This window comes from Afipia sp. GW823-FHT06G09 (genome assembly GCF_058794875.1).
The window spans coordinates 468,239-484,996 of sequence record NZ_JBXAHF010000002.1 but is presented as its reverse complement, the minus strand read 5'-3'; the positions used below and the strand labels follow the sequence as shown (position 1 = coordinate 484,996).

General features: G+C 58.4%; 10 protein-coding genes. 3 read left to right on the top strand and 7 right to left on the bottom strand.

Annotated elements, in window-relative coordinates:
* Nucleotides 1–119: 119 nt before the first annotated feature.
* Complete coding sequence (locus tag AC1Q67_RS09870; RefSeq protein ID WP_492234253.1) at nucleotides 120–4,106, top strand: PIN domain-containing protein; 3,987 nt, start codon at nucleotides 120–122, stop codon at nucleotides 4,104–4,106.
* 152 nt (nucleotides 4,107–4,258) lie between these two features.
* Nucleotides 4,259–4,798 carry a hypothetical protein gene (locus AC1Q67_RS09865; protein ID WP_492234254.1) on the top strand — a complete coding sequence of 180 codons (540 nt, stop codon included), beginning with the start codon at nucleotides 4,259–4,261 and terminating at the stop codon, nucleotides 4,796–4,798.
* A 692-nt stretch (nucleotides 4,799–5,490) separates the two neighbouring features.
* Here the strand turns inward: AC1Q67_RS09865 and AC1Q67_RS09860 are convergent.
* The 3 genes from AC1Q67_RS09860 to AC1Q67_RS09850 form a co-directional block, all read right to left on the bottom strand.
* Nucleotides 5,491–5,892: a hypothetical protein gene (locus AC1Q67_RS09860; protein WP_492234255.1), complete on the bottom strand. Its 402-nt coding sequence runs from the start codon at nucleotides 5,890–5,892 to the stop codon at nucleotides 5,491–5,493.
* Nucleotides 5,893–5,959: 67 nt separating this feature from the next.
* The gene (locus AC1Q67_RS09855) at nucleotides 5,960–6,808 is read right to left on the bottom strand and encodes a hypothetical protein (protein WP_492234256.1); all 849 of its coding nucleotides are present in this window, start codon (nucleotides 6,806–6,808) and stop codon (nucleotides 5,960–5,962) included.
* Between the two features lie 29 nt (nucleotides 6,809–6,837).
* Nucleotides 6,838–7,827: a hypothetical protein gene (locus tag AC1Q67_RS09850; protein WP_492234257.1), complete on the bottom strand. Its 990-nt coding sequence runs from the start codon at nucleotides 7,825–7,827 to the stop codon at nucleotides 6,838–6,840.
* A 95-nt stretch (nucleotides 7,828–7,922) separates the two neighbouring features.
* Between AC1Q67_RS09850 and AC1Q67_RS09845 the strand changes: the two genes are divergently transcribed.
* Entirely contained in the window at nucleotides 7,923–8,423 is a 501-nt protein-coding gene (locus tag AC1Q67_RS09845; protein WP_492235673.1) for a hypothetical protein, read from the top strand.
* A gap of 75 nt (nucleotides 8,424–8,498) precedes the next feature.
* On the opposite strand, the gene AC1Q67_RS09840 is transcribed toward AC1Q67_RS09845, so the two are convergent.
* The 4 genes from AC1Q67_RS09840 to AC1Q67_RS09825 are packed head-to-tail and all read right to left on the bottom strand — an operon-like array spanning nucleotide 8,499 to nucleotide 16,707.
* Nucleotides 8,499–9,752: a TIGR02679 family protein gene (locus AC1Q67_RS09840; protein ID WP_492234258.1), complete on the bottom strand. Its 1,254-nt coding sequence runs from the start codon at nucleotides 9,750–9,752 to the stop codon at nucleotides 8,499–8,501.
* Nucleotides 9,749–13,873, bottom strand: coding sequence for a TIGR02680 family protein (locus AC1Q67_RS09835; RefSeq protein WP_492234259.1), 4,125 nt, complete (start codon nucleotides 13,871–13,873; stop codon nucleotides 9,749–9,751). Before AC1Q67_RS09835 ends, AC1Q67_RS09840 begins: the two co-directional genes overlap by 4 nt.
* Nucleotides 13,863–15,200: a TIGR02678 family protein gene (locus AC1Q67_RS09830; protein WP_492234260.1), complete on the bottom strand. Its 1,338-nt coding sequence runs from the start codon at nucleotides 15,198–15,200 to the stop codon at nucleotides 13,863–13,865. Before AC1Q67_RS09830 ends, AC1Q67_RS09835 begins: the two co-directional genes overlap by 11 nt.
* Nucleotides 15,193–16,707, bottom strand: a complete 1,515-nt coding sequence (locus AC1Q67_RS09825; RefSeq protein ID WP_492234261.1) for a TIGR02677 family protein — start codon at nucleotides 16,705–16,707, stop codon at nucleotides 15,193–15,195. The genes AC1Q67_RS09830 and AC1Q67_RS09825 overlap by 8 nt, the downstream gene beginning before the upstream one ends.
* Nucleotides 16,708–16,758: the final 51 nt, after the last annotated feature.

Sequence of the window (16,758 nt, the reverse complement as noted above, 5' to 3'; positions counted from 1 at the left end):
CCGCCTCGCTTCCCGCCCTCTCGCGGCTGGAAGTGCCATTGCACGACTGTTATCGGGCGAGACCCACAGGCTGCCGAGATGCCGCTGCCCAATGACGACGATATGGTCTGAGAGTGCTCATGTCGTTATTGGCCGCCACTCAAATTCCAAAACCAACTGACGAGCAGGCCTTCGAGCGAGCGAGCGTGCCGCTCTGGCGGAGCCTTCTCAAGGATCCCAATGTCCAACGAAATGCAAGGCGCGGACAGGGTCAGGACGGCGTTGATCTGTATGGGATGCGGGATCGCGATCCCGATCAGTATGTCGGCATCCAATGCAAACTGAAGGGAGAAGGCAAAGAGCTTTCGGAGAAGGAGGTCCGGACCGAGGTTGAGAAAGCGGTCAAGTTCAGGCCCGCGTTGCGCGAATACTTCATCGTCACCACGGCAGCTGACGATGGCGAGATGCATGAGCTTGCGCGGGTCATCACCGCCGAGCTTCGCGCCAAGGGCCACCAGATGTTAGTTTACATCTGGGGTTGGAACACCTTGGAAGAGAAGATCAGCGAAGACGACGCCGCCCGTAAAGCCTTCGATCCCAGCTTTGGGCCGTTTACCGGGCAGATTCTCGAAAACACGCAGGAGCTTCTCCTCGGTCAGACAGAGACACAATCTGGTCTGGCCCAAGTTCAGGCGACGCTGACGCAGATAACCGCCACACTCAGCCTCCCTCCGGGCGACACGACAACAGCCGGTAATGCGTTCGAAACCCACCTCGACGCCGACATCGACACATATCGCGAGCTTGCGAACTCAGGAAAGCCAAGAACGGCGCTCCCCCTTCTGGAAGGTCTACTGGCCCGCATCGGCTCGAAAGCTTCGGGACGCATTCTCTTCCGCGTCAAGGCCAATATCGGCTCCTGCCTACTCGCCCTCGGCGAGCAGGAGCGGGCAGCCGCGATGCTCGCCGAGGCTTATGCCCATGCGCCAACCGAACCGAAGGCGATCGCAAACAAGGCGTTTTCGCTCTTGCTTCAGGGCAGGTGGCAGGAGCTACTGCCCTGGGGCCGTGAGGCGCTCGTTGCCGATCCCACCAATGAAGGGCTGGCGGGCTATGTCGTTCAGGCCGCTCGCTTCGATCCAGAGATCGCGGAACCCCTCGATATTATACCAGACGGCCTGAAGGGGTCGGCCGCAGTCGCTATCGGCCGTGTCGACGTTCTACGGCATCGCGGGCTGATGCCGGCATGGTGGCAAGCTGCCCATGCTGCGCTCGCCACCCATCCCGGCGATCGTCACGCCCGCCAGTTCGCGGCGGAGGCTGATCTCGATGAGATACTGCGAGACCCGGCATTCCAGCGCACGCACAGACTCGCGCAGAAGCAGCGCGAGCGGATTACCGCAGCAGCCGAACTGCTGCGCAGTCAATGGGATGAAGCGCGAGCGAGTGAAGGGGTGATCAAGCCCGAGGACGCCGCGATCTGCAGCAACATCATCGTCGCCTATCATGCGCTTGATGATCTGCCCGTGGCAATCGAGGTGGCGCGCCAAGGTCTCGCTCTTGCGCCGAGCGATGTCGAAATCGCCAACCGCGCGGCCGTCGCAGCGATCGACGGTAATGACGAAAAATTCGCTGAACAGCTGCTTCACTGTCTCCCCGCTGGGCCCGACGCCACAGTGCTCGGCTTTCGCTTTTACTCCGCCCGCGCCGACTGGAAGGAAGTCGCCCGAATTTACCGTGATCAGGCCGACCATATCCCCCTTGTCGAACGCTCGCTCATCGTCACGGCGGGTCGGCTTGCCGAGATCAAGGTGGCGCAACCCGATGATCTTGAGAAGCGGATTGCGGCGATCGCTGAGGAGGTTATCGACGACCCCCGCGCCAGCATTGTCGTCGCGGATTTTGCTCGCACGGAAGGCTTCGAAAATCTCTCCGAGGCTCCCTATCGGGCGGCCCTGAAGTGCATCGACGCTAATAGCCACATTGCGCCGCGTATGATGGTAGCGATGCACGCGTCCCGGCGCGGAGAGGCAAACGTTGTAGCAGACCTGCTCGATGGTTATGTCGCTGATGACCACGATAACGAAGCGCTTCGTGTACTGGCGCGCGCCTTCGTTAATGATAGCCCGATCCGCCGGCGCGCAATCCGATTCTTTGAACGATTGCCAGCATCGATCAGGACGTTGTCGTTCTATCTCCATGCTGAAGGCCTGCTTCACTTCAATCGCGGGGCTCTGAAACAAGCCGAGACCTGTTTGCGAAACGCGGTCGTGGTCAGCCCTGATCTGACCAACTATCTCGCTCTGTTCTCGACCTTGCGGCGCAGCGACCGTCGTGACGAAGTCAAACCCATCCTCGAAACCCTCGATCTTGCGACCGTGCAAGGTACACCGGCGCAGAAGATGTATCTCGCGCAGGAACTCCTCGCCGCAGACCTGCCAAAGATTGCATTCGCGTTTGCTTACGATGTGCTGCAGGCCGCCAGGAATGACCCCGACGCCGCGCTGCGTTACTTCGGGCTGATGATGCTCGATCCCAATGGCCGGAAGACGCCGCGATCACGGGTCGTGGGCCTGGACGCCTGGTTCAGGCTTGAGGGATCGCACGGCGAAACTCAGAGCTTCCTTATTGCTGATGGGCCTGATCGGCCGGCTGACGGTCAGGTCAGCGTCAGCCATCCGCTCGCCGCTGCGGCGATGGGCCTGAAGGTCGGTGACGAATTCACGATCAAGGCGGCGCTTGGTGACGACACAACTTGGCGCGTGGTGGAGATCAAGCACAAATATCTCCACGCTCTCCACGACGTGATGGCGAATTTCCAGACCCGGTTTCCGGATGCAAAGAGCTTCTACACGATCAAAATGAAGGAGGGCGACGTCCAGCCAGCCCTCGATCAGGTCAAGAAGGTATCCGAAAGCAACCGCAAGCTCGCGGACCTCTATTTGCTTCAGCATCTGCCGATGACAATGGTCGCATCACGCCTCGGACGTGATGCTGTCGGCTTTTCCGAATACGTGCGGTCCCTCGATCATGACATCGAGACGTGTATCGGCAACGCGCCAGAACGGGATGCTGCGCGCGAAATTATCAACCGTCACCGCGCAGCGGGTGCCGTGTTAGACACTTACACCGCATGGACCGTTGCGACGATGGACGCTTTCGACGTCCTTCTCGCTGTCTTTGGCAAGCTGGTGATACCGCGCTCCAGTATCGACGAGCTGCGAAGTTTGCGCGACAAGGACGATCTTGGCGGCAATGGGCGATCAATGACGATCGCCTGGCACAATGGACAGTACATTCGCCAGGAGTTCACGCGTGAGGATATGCAGGCACGCGATCGCTTCATCGCCGATCAGATCGAGAAGATCGAGAAAGCCTGCGAGATCGTTCCAGGCGCCGCACCCGACATGCCGTCTGAACTGGCGGCGATGCTCACGGAGACCTTCGGGTCTGATGTACTCGATCCGCCATACCTCGGTAGCGAGGGCTACGTCCTCGTATCGGAGGATCTCTATTACCGTCAGATCGCGTCAGCGACGGTTGGCCCCGGGCTCAGGAGTGTATGGCTTCAACCCGTCATCGCGTTTGCGCGCGACCTGGGACTCATTGATCACGCGCGCCAAGCGGAGATTACGGTCAGACTGGCGTGGCGTCGGCATAGCCATGTGTCAATCGACGCTGAAACACTCTGGCAAACGTGGCAGGCGGACGGCAGTGACGATCTTCGTGATTTCCGTGCCCTCACGGTATTCATCGGAACCCGGAACGCTGAACTTATGTCGCATCTTTCGGTCGTTTTCGCATTTTTCGCCCGCATCTGGGCTGAAAGCGGCTCAGTGGACCTACGAACCATGAAAATCACCGGCATCGTCCTGGAACAACTCATCCGATTCAGGGAAAAGGACTGGGCCATGGTTCTGGCGTTGGTGGCCGACGGCACCTCTTGGAGACTTCGCGAATATATTGACCAATGGGTGGTCGGCCATTTTCTGAGCTTGTCGCAACTTCGTGAAGCCGAACAACAAGTGATCGCGATTCGCGCGCGCAATCACATGACCGCGACGTCAAGAGGGCGACGCAGAGCGCGAGGCATGACGGCGATTCTGGGCGGACCACGATCTCAATGAGAACGAGCGAGAATATGTTCGCTGTCAGTCGTTCCGTCGCGGGCCGCAGGATAGCCGTTCGCGATGCGTCACCAGTAAGCGCTCGAAAGTACTGGTGATCTCCATGACCGCCCGTCTCCAACATCGACCGAGATCTAAGCTGGGAGGACCTCATGGTTACGCCAGACATCGAACTGAACCATAGCGAGGGCGCGCTCCTGGCGCAGATCGAATTCGACTGGGACCGCCACACTCCGGAAGATTACAAGAGAAATAGTGAGGTCGCCGCCGCGTTGACCAAAAGCCTGCTCGCGCGCAAGGCCGTACCCGAACAACGCATGAAGTATTTCACCGACCCAGCCTACAAGCCAGGAAGACTCAAGGGATCACACCGCGACCTGTTTCACCGTAATAACAACACCGACGAAGAAATGATTCGGCATGTGCACTTCCTGCCGTATCTCTACTACTTTATTTTCGGCCCGAAATTGCCGGAAAGCGCGAAAGGTCGCTTTCGCGAACAGGTGAGGCGATGCGGCCAAGTATCCTCAGGTGACGCGATTCCCTTAGCAAAGTTTGCACGAGCTGAGACCCGCGCTATGGGCTTAGTGCCACATGAAGCAGCTGAGGAGTATTTCAAGCTGGCGCTCGATTGCGGACTCTGGATTAGCTACGCGCTCCACATTCGGGACTATGTGAACAAGACACGCTGACTCCAGAACTACACTATTGCGAAGACGAGTCGTCGCAATTGAAATGGGCTAGTCATTCGCATTCGGACCAATCATGAGTCGCATCGACGCCATCGCCTTGATGACGTCCTTCGTGATGACGACCCGCTTTATCATGGCAGCTGCTGAAGCCGAGGATCCGGTGGCGTAAATAGCTCGCGTATCGTGCAGGTTACGAGCTCGAAGGGGGCTAGAAACATCGCAGGATTCAATACAGCGTCACTGCCGTGTGCGAACATATTGCGAAGTGTGCTTAGACCATTTACCTCCGCCGTGATGAGGCCTTGGGCCTTAGCGGCTCTAAGCAATTCGTCGAGCATAGGCGGCTTCCGTGCTTTGCCCTTCCTGTCCACCCTACCAGAAAATTGCACGCCAACGCGCTCTCGTAATGCCAATTCAAGGCATGGGAATGTCTGGGCTGCGGCGAGGGTCAACAAGTCGTATGAGAAATATGAGTAGATATAGGCATGGCGCAGCGCATCGTGGCTGCGTCGGATACCCTCTGGAACGCTCGTCGGAAGCTCAAGTTTGCTCATGTCAGCATGAAGGGCTTCGAGTGTGCTGCCGACAAAGCCCGCGGCGGCGGAAAAATAAGGGTCGGGCGCTCGCAGCTCACTCGCATGTTTGAGCATATGGTGGGTTCCGTTCGCTGCCCAAGTTCGTCGAGAGATGCTTCATTGTACGCACTTGCGCGGCGTAGCGGGCAGCGCAACGAAACCGGCCGCCACCGAAGCATAGAATCGATGGACGCCGTTTAGAACGCGATGTGAAAACGGCGCCTTCGATATGTCCGACAATGATGGAAGGATGAGAAGCGGTACCGGCGGCAAAGCTGCGCCCACAGAGATGCCAGACAGTATGTCGATCATCCGTTTACGATCGAACCCACGGAAATCTTTCTGGACCTCCGGCCACCGAAACGGCGGCTCTATATCCCGCAGGGCAACGGTGTGTGTTGCCTCGCCTGTCGATCGGTAAGTTGGCCCATCAGGCGAGAAGTTCGACATGCCGGCTTCAATCCACCAATCGTCGGGGATCTCGAATTCGGCCGGCAAGAGCGGATAGGCGAATCTCATTGTTACTCCAATTGGTGATGGGCCGATCTTCCTGCGGCCCCTGCAACCGCGGTATGGATAGCCGCAGTTAGGGATCAGCAAGGAGTGCAGTTGTCCAAGCCGACGACAGCTCCATCTCCGTGCATTGCAAACGTTCAAAGCCGCTGCGTTTGGGTTCCATTAGCTTCAACACACGCTGTTCCATATCGTAGGCGTCGATCGACGTCTTCCAAGGCTGCTTCAAGTAGATTGACCATTGCTCGTTAAGCACCTCGACGGGCACATGCTGGTTTACCGCTGCGAGGCGGGCCTTAATGTCCTCGGCGTGACCAATCTTGAAGACATTCCGCTTGCCGAACCGCAGTGCGTAGGTCGAGGCGGCATTTTGCGCGGAGCGTTCAACGCTATATGCCGCGTCATTGGGCCTTGGCCCGGTCGTCGGGCGGAGGATCTCATTCAGCCGACGCATACGCGCCAGCGAGGGAAGCTCAGGCAACACGAGCCGCTCTGCTGTCAGCGCCAACACGCGCTGGACATCCGAAGCATCGAGCTCCTCAACGCCCGGCGTCGCGAGCATGGTGAGCTGGTCAGATAGCGTCTCGGTGAGGAGCGGCTGAGTAACGAAGCGCCACGCTTCGGTAAGGGCGACAGCGTGCGGGAATTTGTAGTTTCCGCGCTCATCGAAATCGCGCTCGTCCAGTTCGGCATGTCCCACAATCTCGAGAGTGCGCAGTGGTTCAAAACCGATCTCTCCCATCCCAAGCAGCCGTCCTTGAAGCGCAGGCGGCGTTCTATCGGTCTTGGTGCCCACGAACACAAGGCGGTCACCCCGCTGTGCGAGCTTGAGCAGACGATTAAGGTGCCCTTCGGATCCGAAGGTTGCGATTGGAATCCGCTCGAACCCAAGGCCCCAGACGCGGGTTGCGAAGATTTTCATGACGTCGTGTCCAAGGCGCGTCTCCCTTTCTAGCCCCTCGGTGTCAGCCGCCGCCGGATCTGGCTGCGGCGGTCGAGTAGGAGCATTCCGTCGCGGCCCGGCGATAGCTCGGCGCCGCGTTTGCTCTCATAAAATTCGGCACGGCCCGCCAGAATTCCGAACACCTCGTCGAGCCGCTGCCGCCGCATCGTCACATCATCGGGCCGATCGCGCATAATGTTGAAGACCTTCCGGTCGAGGGCGAAGAATACATCTTCATCAATCTCTCGGCCGACAAATCCTTCGCCGACTTCGTCGGACAAGTCTCTCGGCTCAATGTCGAGGAAGAAGGAATACGCCTTTGAGAGTGCGTCGAATTGATCAAACGTCACGGAGACGCCGTCGCCCGTGCCGGGCGGATCGATGACGCGACCCTCGGTACCCGCATCCCGCAGCATGAAAAAGGTGGCGCAGCGTGTCGTTGGCGCTACGCCATTGGCCAGTTGAAGCTTCGACACCTGGCCAAGTCCTTTGCTCACGGTGGCATTGCTTGGCTTCCTGATCCGTCCCTTGCTCTCGAACACATGACGCTCTGTGCGCCGGATTCCGATAAAGTCCGGCCGGCTCTTGTCTGAAGGAGGCATGGCTCCAGCTTTCAGCGGAGCCGGCACGCTCACGCTTGACCATATGCAACTCGTAAGGCCGGCGACGTGGACGAGAAATTCGATGTGCATTCGATCCTGCGCGTACCAATGAGTGAATGCCTCGCCTAGGAGAAACGAAACTCCGACCTTCTCGGATTGCTCAAGATTGCGAAAATACCGAGTAGTGCCCAGCTTGCCGTCGAGATAGCCGGTCGCCATGGCGACCAGAAGCCTTTCACGCCACTTCCCGACTAACTTTATTGCCGCCTTGCGGCTGGGATACCCGACCGTCAGGAGTGATCGAATGATATCGACCCTGGTCGCCGCGATGGGAGCCGATCCGTTGAGACTCGCAAACAACCCTGAAAAGCCCTCAGAGGCAACATTGCCCGCCATTCTCCAATCTACCTTTCCCTCATCTTATTATCGGCGCCGAAGTTGCCTGAGTTGGGCGACTACACCTACTTTAGGTCTCGTGATAACACGTGACCATGAGCATGCAGTGGCTATTGGCTAGGGCCCCCGGCTTCGCCAACTTAACGGACGAGGAACGGAGTGCCATTATCGATTTCTCGTTGCTTTGGAGCTTGTTCGAGGCTCGGATACTTCACAACGCAGGGACCGCCAACAGCATTCGTACGGCAGTCGGCGCATGGCATCAGGCGGGGACCCTTCAGGCCGAGGCATACGATCAGCAATTAGCTTATTTCCGACAGCGCTATTTCGCGGATAATGCTTTCACTTATCACTTCGATCATCTGCACTTGCGGCCAAACGATCGACCGCCGATGATCCGATCGATTATTGATGGAAGTAGCAATGATCCAAGCGACCGGGTCGCGGCGGTCTTCACAATCATCCTTCGTTACAGGAACAATCTTTTCCACGGCATGAAATGGCAGTATGAGATCGCTGGTCAGCGAGACAATTTCACGAACGCCAACAACGCTCTCATGATAGCTCTTGAACATCACGGCCAGCTACAAGGCTAAGCAGCTCGGAACCAGAATATTGCGGCGCCATAAACAGCCCGGCTGGAAGCCACCATTTTCCCGAAGTGCCCTACGTCAAATCAAATCTTGCAATAGCACATCAGCCAGACTCTCTTCGGCGATCGACAACTGATGCCCTTGCATAGCGACGGTCAGGCCTCCATCCCATGATGCGCCGGCTTCCGGACCAGACAATGCAAGTCCCGGGCGGGGCGCTCGCGCAACCGCGTCCAGATAGTCGGCAGTGTAAAAGCGCCATGGTCGTGCACCGCATTCGCGCATGACGTAGTTGCCAATGCGCACACCAGCCCAATCAAAGTCTCCATGATAGCGCAATCGAGCACCGGCAGTCGCCAGTTGCCGCAATATAACGCGTTGCGCGGCGGCCGGCATTCCATCGGTGCACACCATCGGCGCGCAGTTGCTTCCTCCCCTATCAGCTGCAATGCCCAGGAGGTTTGCGTTCTCGCAGACATAAATGTCCTGTCCGGTTACATCCCAGGAAGGGCTTGATCGTAGCAAGAAGCGAAGTGAGGCGTAGGTTGGCTCGCCAGTGACAATCGGCAGCGTCGAGCGGCCCTTGATATTGAGATTCAGGAATAGAGCTGGCCGCGCAAGTTCGTTAACCAGTATGCCGACCCTTGCCCATACGTCACGAACTCGCTCGTCACCGATTTCGCTGTCGACGCTGAGTGGGTCGTCATCATGAGCGGCGTGCGTCGAGGCCGTCTTCTCTCGCCACACAGCAAGAACCAGTGCGGCCGCGGCTCGCCCGGTATCGAGCGCATGCGCGTCGCCCAGAGTCGTCGCCGCTAGTTGGGCGCGGGTCATACCTTCAGCCGGTAGCGCATGGAGCACAACGCTAGCGCTGCGGCACAATTGGGCGGCAGCATCGGGTTTTCCGTTCGACAGGCGCTTCAAAAGACCGAGCCCGGAAGGTACCTGAAGAAACGCTGAAAGGTCTGCGTCGCTAACGACGGAAACAGCTCTTGACCACGCTGCCTGCATTTCGGTGCGAGCGGTCTCCGCATGAACAATAGGGCCGTCGATGAACTCGAGTGCCTCTCGAAGCGATGTAGCAATGCCTGCTCTATTCAAGGCCTCATCAATCAACGGAATATCAATCTGCATGGAGCTTGAGAAACGCACGCTTCGACCCATGAGCCCCGCAAGAGCCGCGTGCTCGTCCATCCCGAGATTGGCAAGACGTACGCTTTCCAGCTTTCCATCTGCGGGCCCTCGCTCAAAGCGCTGACGAAGCCGTTTTCTGAGTGAAGAAAGCGACGCTCCGCCAAGAAGACGCTGAAGACGACCATCGTCATGCATCATGCGTCAGCAAACCTTCGATTCGGATCGCTCTCGCGCCGCTTGGCACGGCCATCCCATGTCCAACGGGACACGTGTATGGCGTCGATGTTTTCAAGCCTTTGCAGATGGCAGATGGACACGCCCGGTAATTCAGCATAGCAGCCCCACTCGCGTTCGCTTGTTACGACGAAGTCGAGATCGAACTCGCGGATCAATGCCATGCAATGAGCCCGCGCAGCATCGTCGATGCCTGCGAATACCTCGTCCAGCAACACCAGGCGTGGCGAGTGTGGATTACCGCTCTGGCTGTAGAAGCTCGCGACTGCCGCGAACAGGGGTACGGTGAGACCCAGCGCCCGCTCCCCGCTCGAAGCGGGACCCGATAATTTTACCCATTGCTTGTCTTGCCAGCGCTGCACCGTGAACCGATGCCAGTGACGATAGTCAAGAGCCCGGCTTAACTGTTCAAGCAGGCTTCCGCCCGTGGCGGCATCGGCATTTACTCGTTCAATGTTTATCCGCTCCTGCAACATCGCGCCGACAACGCTGCGATCCTCGGGGCTCCAAAGATCGGCGTTGGTATTTAGTAGGCGCTTGCGCGCGGCTGCGAGTCCGATCGGCGCCCCGCCGATCCCCTCGGGAAGTGGCTGCCAATCCAGACGAAAGCGAACGCCCGTCGAAGTTGGACGCTTGTACAATTCCGCATTGATCGCCTCGACCTTCCGGTCCGCGTCCTGGAGCAGTCTTTGAATGGCAGCGGCAATTTCCGCCTGAAGATGATTCTCCAAAACCTCTCTTTCACGCGCCGTCAGCAATTCGCGGCGCTGCGCAATTTCCGCTTCGAGCCGTTCGGTCAGGCGATCAGGGCGTTCTGCGCGATTCTGATAAATAACCGTTACGACCAGACCGTAATCGGCCGTCTGGTCCATTTGGGCTTGATGACCGAGGGCGGTGAGAGCCCGACCGAGGTCAGTATAGTCTTGCGAAAGTTGCCCCTGAATCTTCCTCCATGCCTCATCGTCGTGTGGGGTATCTGAAAGCAGCTGCTCGGCACGGCGCGCAAGCGTCAGCGCCGGCTCGATGGTCCATGTGATGCGCAGATCGGGAAGGTCAGTCTCGGGTAATGCAACGGAGAGCAAGTCCGTCGCGGCGAAGCCCTGAAGCCGAGCTATCGCTTGCTGCCGCGCTACCGCTCGTTCTTGCAGGGTATCATCCGCAGAAGTCACCTTTTGTTCGGCCCGCGCACGCTGCTCGCCGGCAAGATTTGCTGCCTTTTCCTTTGTCTCTAGGTCCGCGTCGCTAAGCTTGACTGCGGCCCGGGCCGCAGCAAGCTTCTCCTGCAATTCCGCCACCTTCGCGCCGACCGATTCCTGTAGTGTTTCCAGCCGGACCTTCGCTTCGCTAGCCTGCCGGGCTCGCTCGAACGCGTGCGCGACACTTCTTTCCATGTCAGCTTGAGCATCCTGCTCGCGTTGTCGTTGACGCACCAGCTCGGATTGCGCCTGTCGCAGATCTCGCCCGGCGTGGACAAGCGCCAAGACTTTCTCGATCAGTTGCGACAGCGCTGCATCGACCACGTCCAATGCCGTATTGGAATCTGGCAGGCGCAAGTCTTGTGCATCACGAGCAAGTACCGACCGTGCCTCGTTGACGGTTTCAACGGCATTCGCCAACTGTTGTGCGGCCTGCTCAAGGCGATCTGATGCCGTACGAAACTCACGCGCGGCTGCTGCTGCGTCAGCATGCGATGCGCGTAGGCGGTCATCGGCAGGCGCGTTGCGCCACTCTGCGGCGGCGCGCTCCTGGTTGCGCGCATGTCCCGCGAAGCGGGCGTCGAGATTTTCATGCGCTTCCGCCAGCTCGGCGATCCGAGCCGAAATAGCCTTGAGCCTACGCGCGCGGGCATCAGCGCGAGCGGCATAGCCGATATAGACCGCAACTGGCTTAGCCCACGCGCCGGCGAGCGCGCCAATTCGAAACTCGCCAGCCGGCGACAGCCAGGTTTCTGCTTGGCCTCCATCTTTGGCGGTGCAACTCATACCTTCGAGTAGCTTGGCAACAATGGCACCTGCAACTTGGCTGCCCGAAGGCTTCAGCCACCCTGCTAAGGTCTCCGACTGAGGCGCTCGTTCAACCAGCTTCGCATCATGAAGCGGTGGAGCGCCTTCAGGCATTTGCATCCGCCCATCTGGATCAACCCACGCGTCAAGCAAGCCAGACGCCTCGAGGGCGGCTTCCAGACCGGCACGTTGAGCTGCGTCAAGTCCGTCGTGAAATTCGACAAGTTGCCATAGCGGTGCGCCGACACGATCGACGCGGGCGTCGGGCGCTCGGAATGGCGGGACTGGTGGAGTACCATCCTCACCTTTCTCAAGACGCTGTCGTTCAGCCGTTAAATCTGCTTCTTCTGCCGCGAGTGCCTCTCGCTCGAATACAAGCGAAGATTGCTGTCGTGCGAGACGTTCGCTGGCTAGCTGTTGTGCGATCTGCAACGAACTACGCGCTGGATTTTCTCCTTGTAGCGTTACCACCCATGACGCCAATTCACGCAGAGGCTGTTCCGTATCTGGCAGGTTTAACTGCTGCAACGACTCAAAATGCGCTTCCCAGCCTTCGAGGAGCGCTCTTCCTTCCTGTTCGACTGCCAGATCCGCAGCGTCGCGACGCGTTCGTGCCGCTTTCGCTTCGTCATGCCGCTCTTGATGCGCGCGAACTTTGATATCATGCACTCGTTCAGCTTCGTCCATCGCTTTGCGTCGTTGTCGCACGAGTGCGGCTTGCTCACGGCGCCGTTCGATTAGGGAGCGTAAATTGTCTTTTGCGGAATCGAAACTCTTCTCATCAAGTGCGACGAGCTCAGAAGCGCCTGCTGCGATGAGTGGGCTATCGCTCCATTGGCGATCGAGTCCGCTTGCCTCGGAGAGAGGAGCGGCGGCCATTCTGATGCCGAGCAGCGAACGTTCAGCCTCCGCAACCCGCTTTCCGCGTTCGATTGTCGCGCTCGATTCTCTGGACAATCGGTTCCGCGAGTCGGTCGCACTGGTCTCGGCTTGTTCGGCATCGCGCCGCCTATCGTCAGCATCCTTGGATGCGATGTCTAATCGGTTCGCATCCTTATTAACCGGATCGGATTGTAGAACCTCAAGACGAGTGCGGGCCGTCCCCAAGGTCTCCTTAGCCGCAAGCTGAGCTATCTTCGCTTCTTCTTCGACCGCTTGCGATTTCTCAAGCTCTGAATGTGCGTCATTCAAGGCCCGACTGGCACTATCAAAACCGGTCTGCGCACCGCGAAGCCCTCGAGCCTGCCGTCGCGTCTGAGTTTTCGCATAAAGTTTGTAGCGATCGGAGAAATGGCCAACACTTCGGGCGAGAGCTTGATATTCTTGCAGTTGACGACGGTCTTCCTCAAGCTGGTTAAATGCATCGGCCACGTCGGTAAGTAGGTCGGTCGAAAGTGGCGGGAGCGCCTCAGTCAGCGCGGCGGACAAGCTGGCCTCATCCGGCTTCTTCGAAAGCTGCGGCTGCCGAAGCTGAATCAGCGTGTCCATCAAAGCCGAGTAACGCGCACTTCCCAGTTGAAAAAGGTGCTCGTCTATGGCGCGACGGTAGCTCGCAGCGGTCTCAAAAACCTGACCATGGTCCGCCAGCGCTTCTTTCAGCTTCTCCTTTGAGAGCACCATCCTTTGTTGGTTCGTGAGCCATACGTCTTCGCCGACACGCCAGCCTTCAAGAATAAAGAACCAACTATCGACGTTGTTGCGGGCTGCGGCGGCCGACAAACCGCTGCCTAAGGTCAGAAACTGAGGTTGCCCGTCGGCCCCGAGGCGACCGAGCTCGATCCACGCGTATCCCATCCGGCGATCATGTTTGCCGAGCAACAAATTCCAAGACATTTTCTTCGAAGCATCGCCGTCGGGTTCTATCCGCGATGATTTGAGCTGCGCATCAAAGAGAAATGGCAGCGTTAAGGACAGAACCTTGGACTTCCCGGTCCCGTTGTTTCCACGAAGCAACAGATGACCATCTCTAAACCAAAACTCCTCGCTGTCGTAGTGGAACAGGTCAACCAAGCCCAGGCGAAGCGGCTGCCATCGTTCGCGACTTGGAGCAGGCAAATCTGGCTTTCGTCCATTAACGCGCATCGGAACTCCGCCCAGACCTCAGCTTGCGCGCACTTCCTGCTTCACGGACTTCTGCCGGCCCAACGGCGAAGCGACTAATTGCTGGTAAAGGCCGAATTCCGTCCGGCGATAGCGTGATCAATCGAAGCTTACGCAATCGTTCTAATGCGATCTGAGCCAGCTCACGCTGTGTACCAGGCTCTCGTGCAGATCGGCGCCAATAGCGACCATATCGCTCCCGGGCTTGATCAATGAAGCGCGCGATATCAGTCTCAAACAATCTTTCGATAGGCTCTCCGCCTACCTGCAGCTTGCTGGAGAGAAGTTCGGCGACCAACAGCGTGATATGCGCCTCGGTGCCTTCGGCTGGCATCGAAACATCGGTGAGCGTTCCCGTCTCGTCGACGAGCGCCAAACCTTCTGCGCGTTGCTCGGCAACAAGTCCAGCCGCCTCCGAGAGACGGGCCGCCATTGTGCCGCGTTGGTTCAGAAAGTAGGCGCGGGTGCTTGCATCGAGCGAATCGGCATAAACGACTGGGTCGTCAAGCAGACGACGCGATAAATCCCGGCGCACCCCAGCCCGATGACCGTCTTCGCTGTCTGGAACATGTTCGGCGGTGAGGGCTTGTAGCTGCCGCTCTATGTCGGCCGGCGCTTCGTCTGCGGCCCAAGTGGACGGTCCTCGTACCGCCGCAAGGACTCCTGCAAGCACGCGGCGTTGAACGTCATACAATGCGTCATGCAGGTGTTCACCATTCTCTGATGCATGATGAACGAAACCTTCCTCCTCTCCCGCAACTCGAACCAGAATGCCGAGGTCGAGAAGATGATGGCAAACAGCGACGAGCTCGCGCCTCTCGTGATGTGATTCAAGCTTGAAACTGAACCCAAGCGCATTCAATGTAGGTTCGGTAGCCAGGGCCAGCAGCCGGTCGCCCAGAACGCGAAGCGTGATCTGCGGGTCGGCGCGTTCAAGTACGGCGCACGCCAAGCAGAACAGTATATAGCGGCGCCGATCGTAATCAGGAAATCCTCGGGTCGAATCGAGAAGATCGGCGGGGCGCTTGAAAAGCCGCGCACAATCCCGTTCCACGTGAAGGACCCATCCGGTCTCACGGGCGAACCATTCCCTGAGATTCTCGGCGTGGCGCCGCACTGCGGCGAATTCAGAATGCACGGAGGTCATCAACGGGGTCATCAAGAGCGCACGCAAGGCGGTCGAGAATTCCTCCCGGAGGTGCTGAGCCTGATGCAATCCAATGTTTTGTGCACCAACGCGTGGGGACCGTCCGTCGATCTTTTCGCCTCGTGCCGTTTCGTCACCGCGCACACCGAGCACGCTATTCATCTCTCATCTCCATCGAGGTCACGGTGAGAAGATGATCACGACCAGTGAACAAACCAGTGTCCGTCAGGATCTCAGCAGTAGAGTCGGCACCAAGCGGCTCCAGGCGCACGCGGAGTAGGCCATCGCCAGTTTGCCGCTCAACGGCATCATCAGGATTTGTCTGTGCGGGAAGCGTTTCACCCAGCAAATGCAGAAATAGCTGAAATCCATGTCGATCGAGTTGGCCGAGATCGGACAGACGCCTCGGCTCGCCGTTCGCAAGCCGCGCGCGAGCGGCTTGAATTTCACGATCTTCCTCCGTCAACTGTGCTTCGAGCCGTTCTCGTTCAGCTTGGCGATCCTGTACACGAGGGAGCGGACCACGTGGAGCTGCCTCGCCGTATTCACGCAAGCGTGGATGAATCCGGACCGGCGGAGCATCCGCCCACCGCGTCGTCGCTGGCAGCTCCGGTATCTCCTCCCCAACTAGGAAATGGCGAGCAGGATTGAGGGCGAAGGCAGCGCGCGCAAGACGGTGCGCGTCGGCGTCGTTCTGACAACCAGCAAACCAGTGGGCAAGTGTCCGAAAGTCGGCGGAACGATCGCTACGGCCGCTACGCCGTTCATTCAACGCAGCAATAACCGCAAGCAGGTGCGGGATAGCGGATCGGGCTCTTGATCTTAGAACTTCGGCCTGTGGCGGCTCATGCCCGGCACTGACAAACCAACCCCGCAAACCCTTCCAACGCTCGGTCCAAGCCTGATGAGACCTAGAGAGCGCATCATCCTGCTCGCTTTTTTGATCGGGCGCTGCGTCGCGTGATTCGCGGTGTGAGGCCTGCAATAGAAGCGGCTGAATGACAGGCTCAAGCGCCACAATATGCTGCGCAATGCCGCCCGAGCGACTGACGAGATCACCGATGAATCGGTCCAGGTAGTCGATCAATCGTCTTTTGTAGGCAATGATCGAAGTCGTGTCTGAGTGCTGAAGCTCGATGCTGCGGCCAATGTTCACCATGAATGCCTGAGCGTTCTCCGCCAAGCCTTCGAATACGCGTACCAAATCTCTCAGAGTTTCGTGAATCTTCGCTGCATCGGAAATGGGCTCTTCCGCGAGATTGCGGAGAACCTGAAGCTGCTTCGCGATGTCTTCGAGCGCAACACTCTGCAGCTCGGCACGTCGCTTCAATGCCTGAGTGAACACGCTGAGTGCGGATTCGACCGCTTCTCCACCCTCGGAAAGGCGATAAAGGAAGCGCGCACGATAGAAGTCGCTGATGCTCGCAACGCGTGCCGTATCGGGTTGTGATTGAAGGTTGCCCCACTCGCTCAGTTGCGCAAGAGCAGCTTGCAGCTCTTCTATCTTTGGCGGAGAGCCTTCCCACTGCGCTTCGGCCAATACTTCATCTGGCCTTAGGTGGAGGCGGAACTGGCGCTTGGCTGCGGCGAACGCATCCATGATGTCGCGGTACAGGCCAGATTTCTCGGCGCTGACATGCCGGAAGAGTTCACGCGCATCAATTCGCATGGGGTCCCCAAGTGTAAAAGGCTAGTCCGTTTAAGCTAGCCCCGGAACAAT

Bases quoted from the DNA above. Each gene is read 5' to 3' on its own strand.
- AC1Q67_RS09845 (WP_492235673.1), top strand. From the start codon at position 7,923: ATGAGCATGCAGTGGCTATTGGCTAGGGCCCCCGGCTTCGCCAACTTA.
- AC1Q67_RS09835 (WP_492234259.1), bottom strand. From the start codon at position 13,873: ATGCGCGTTAATGGACGAAAGCCAGATTTGCCTGCTCCAAGTCGCGAA.
- AC1Q67_RS09870 (WP_492234253.1), top strand. From the start codon at position 120: ATGTCGTTATTGGCCGCCACTCAAATTCCAAAACCAACTGACGAGCAG.
- AC1Q67_RS09865 (WP_492234254.1), top strand. From the start codon at position 4,259: ATGGTTACGCCAGACATCGAACTGAACCATAGCGAGGGCGCGCTCCTG.
- AC1Q67_RS09830 (WP_492234260.1), bottom strand. From the start codon at position 15,200: ATGAATAGCGTGCTCGGTGTGCGCGGTGACGAAACGGCACGAGGCGAA.
- AC1Q67_RS09840 (WP_492234258.1), bottom strand. From the start codon at position 9,752: ATGATGCATGACGATGGTCGTCTTCAGCGTCTTCTTGGCGGAGCGTCG.
- AC1Q67_RS09825 (WP_492234261.1), bottom strand. From the start codon at position 16,707: ATGCGAATTGATGCGCGTGAACTCTTCCGGCATGTCAGCGCCGAGAAA.
- AC1Q67_RS09850 (WP_492234257.1), bottom strand. From the start codon at position 7,827: ATGGCGGGCAATGTTGCCTCTGAGGGCTTTTCAGGGTTGTTTGCGAGT.
- AC1Q67_RS09855 (WP_492234256.1), bottom strand. From the start codon at position 6,808: ATGAAAATCTTCGCAACCCGCGTCTGGGGCCTTGGGTTCGAGCGGATT.
- AC1Q67_RS09860 (WP_492234255.1), bottom strand. From the start codon at position 5,892: ATGAGATTCGCCTATCCGCTCTTGCCGGCCGAATTCGAGATCCCCGAC.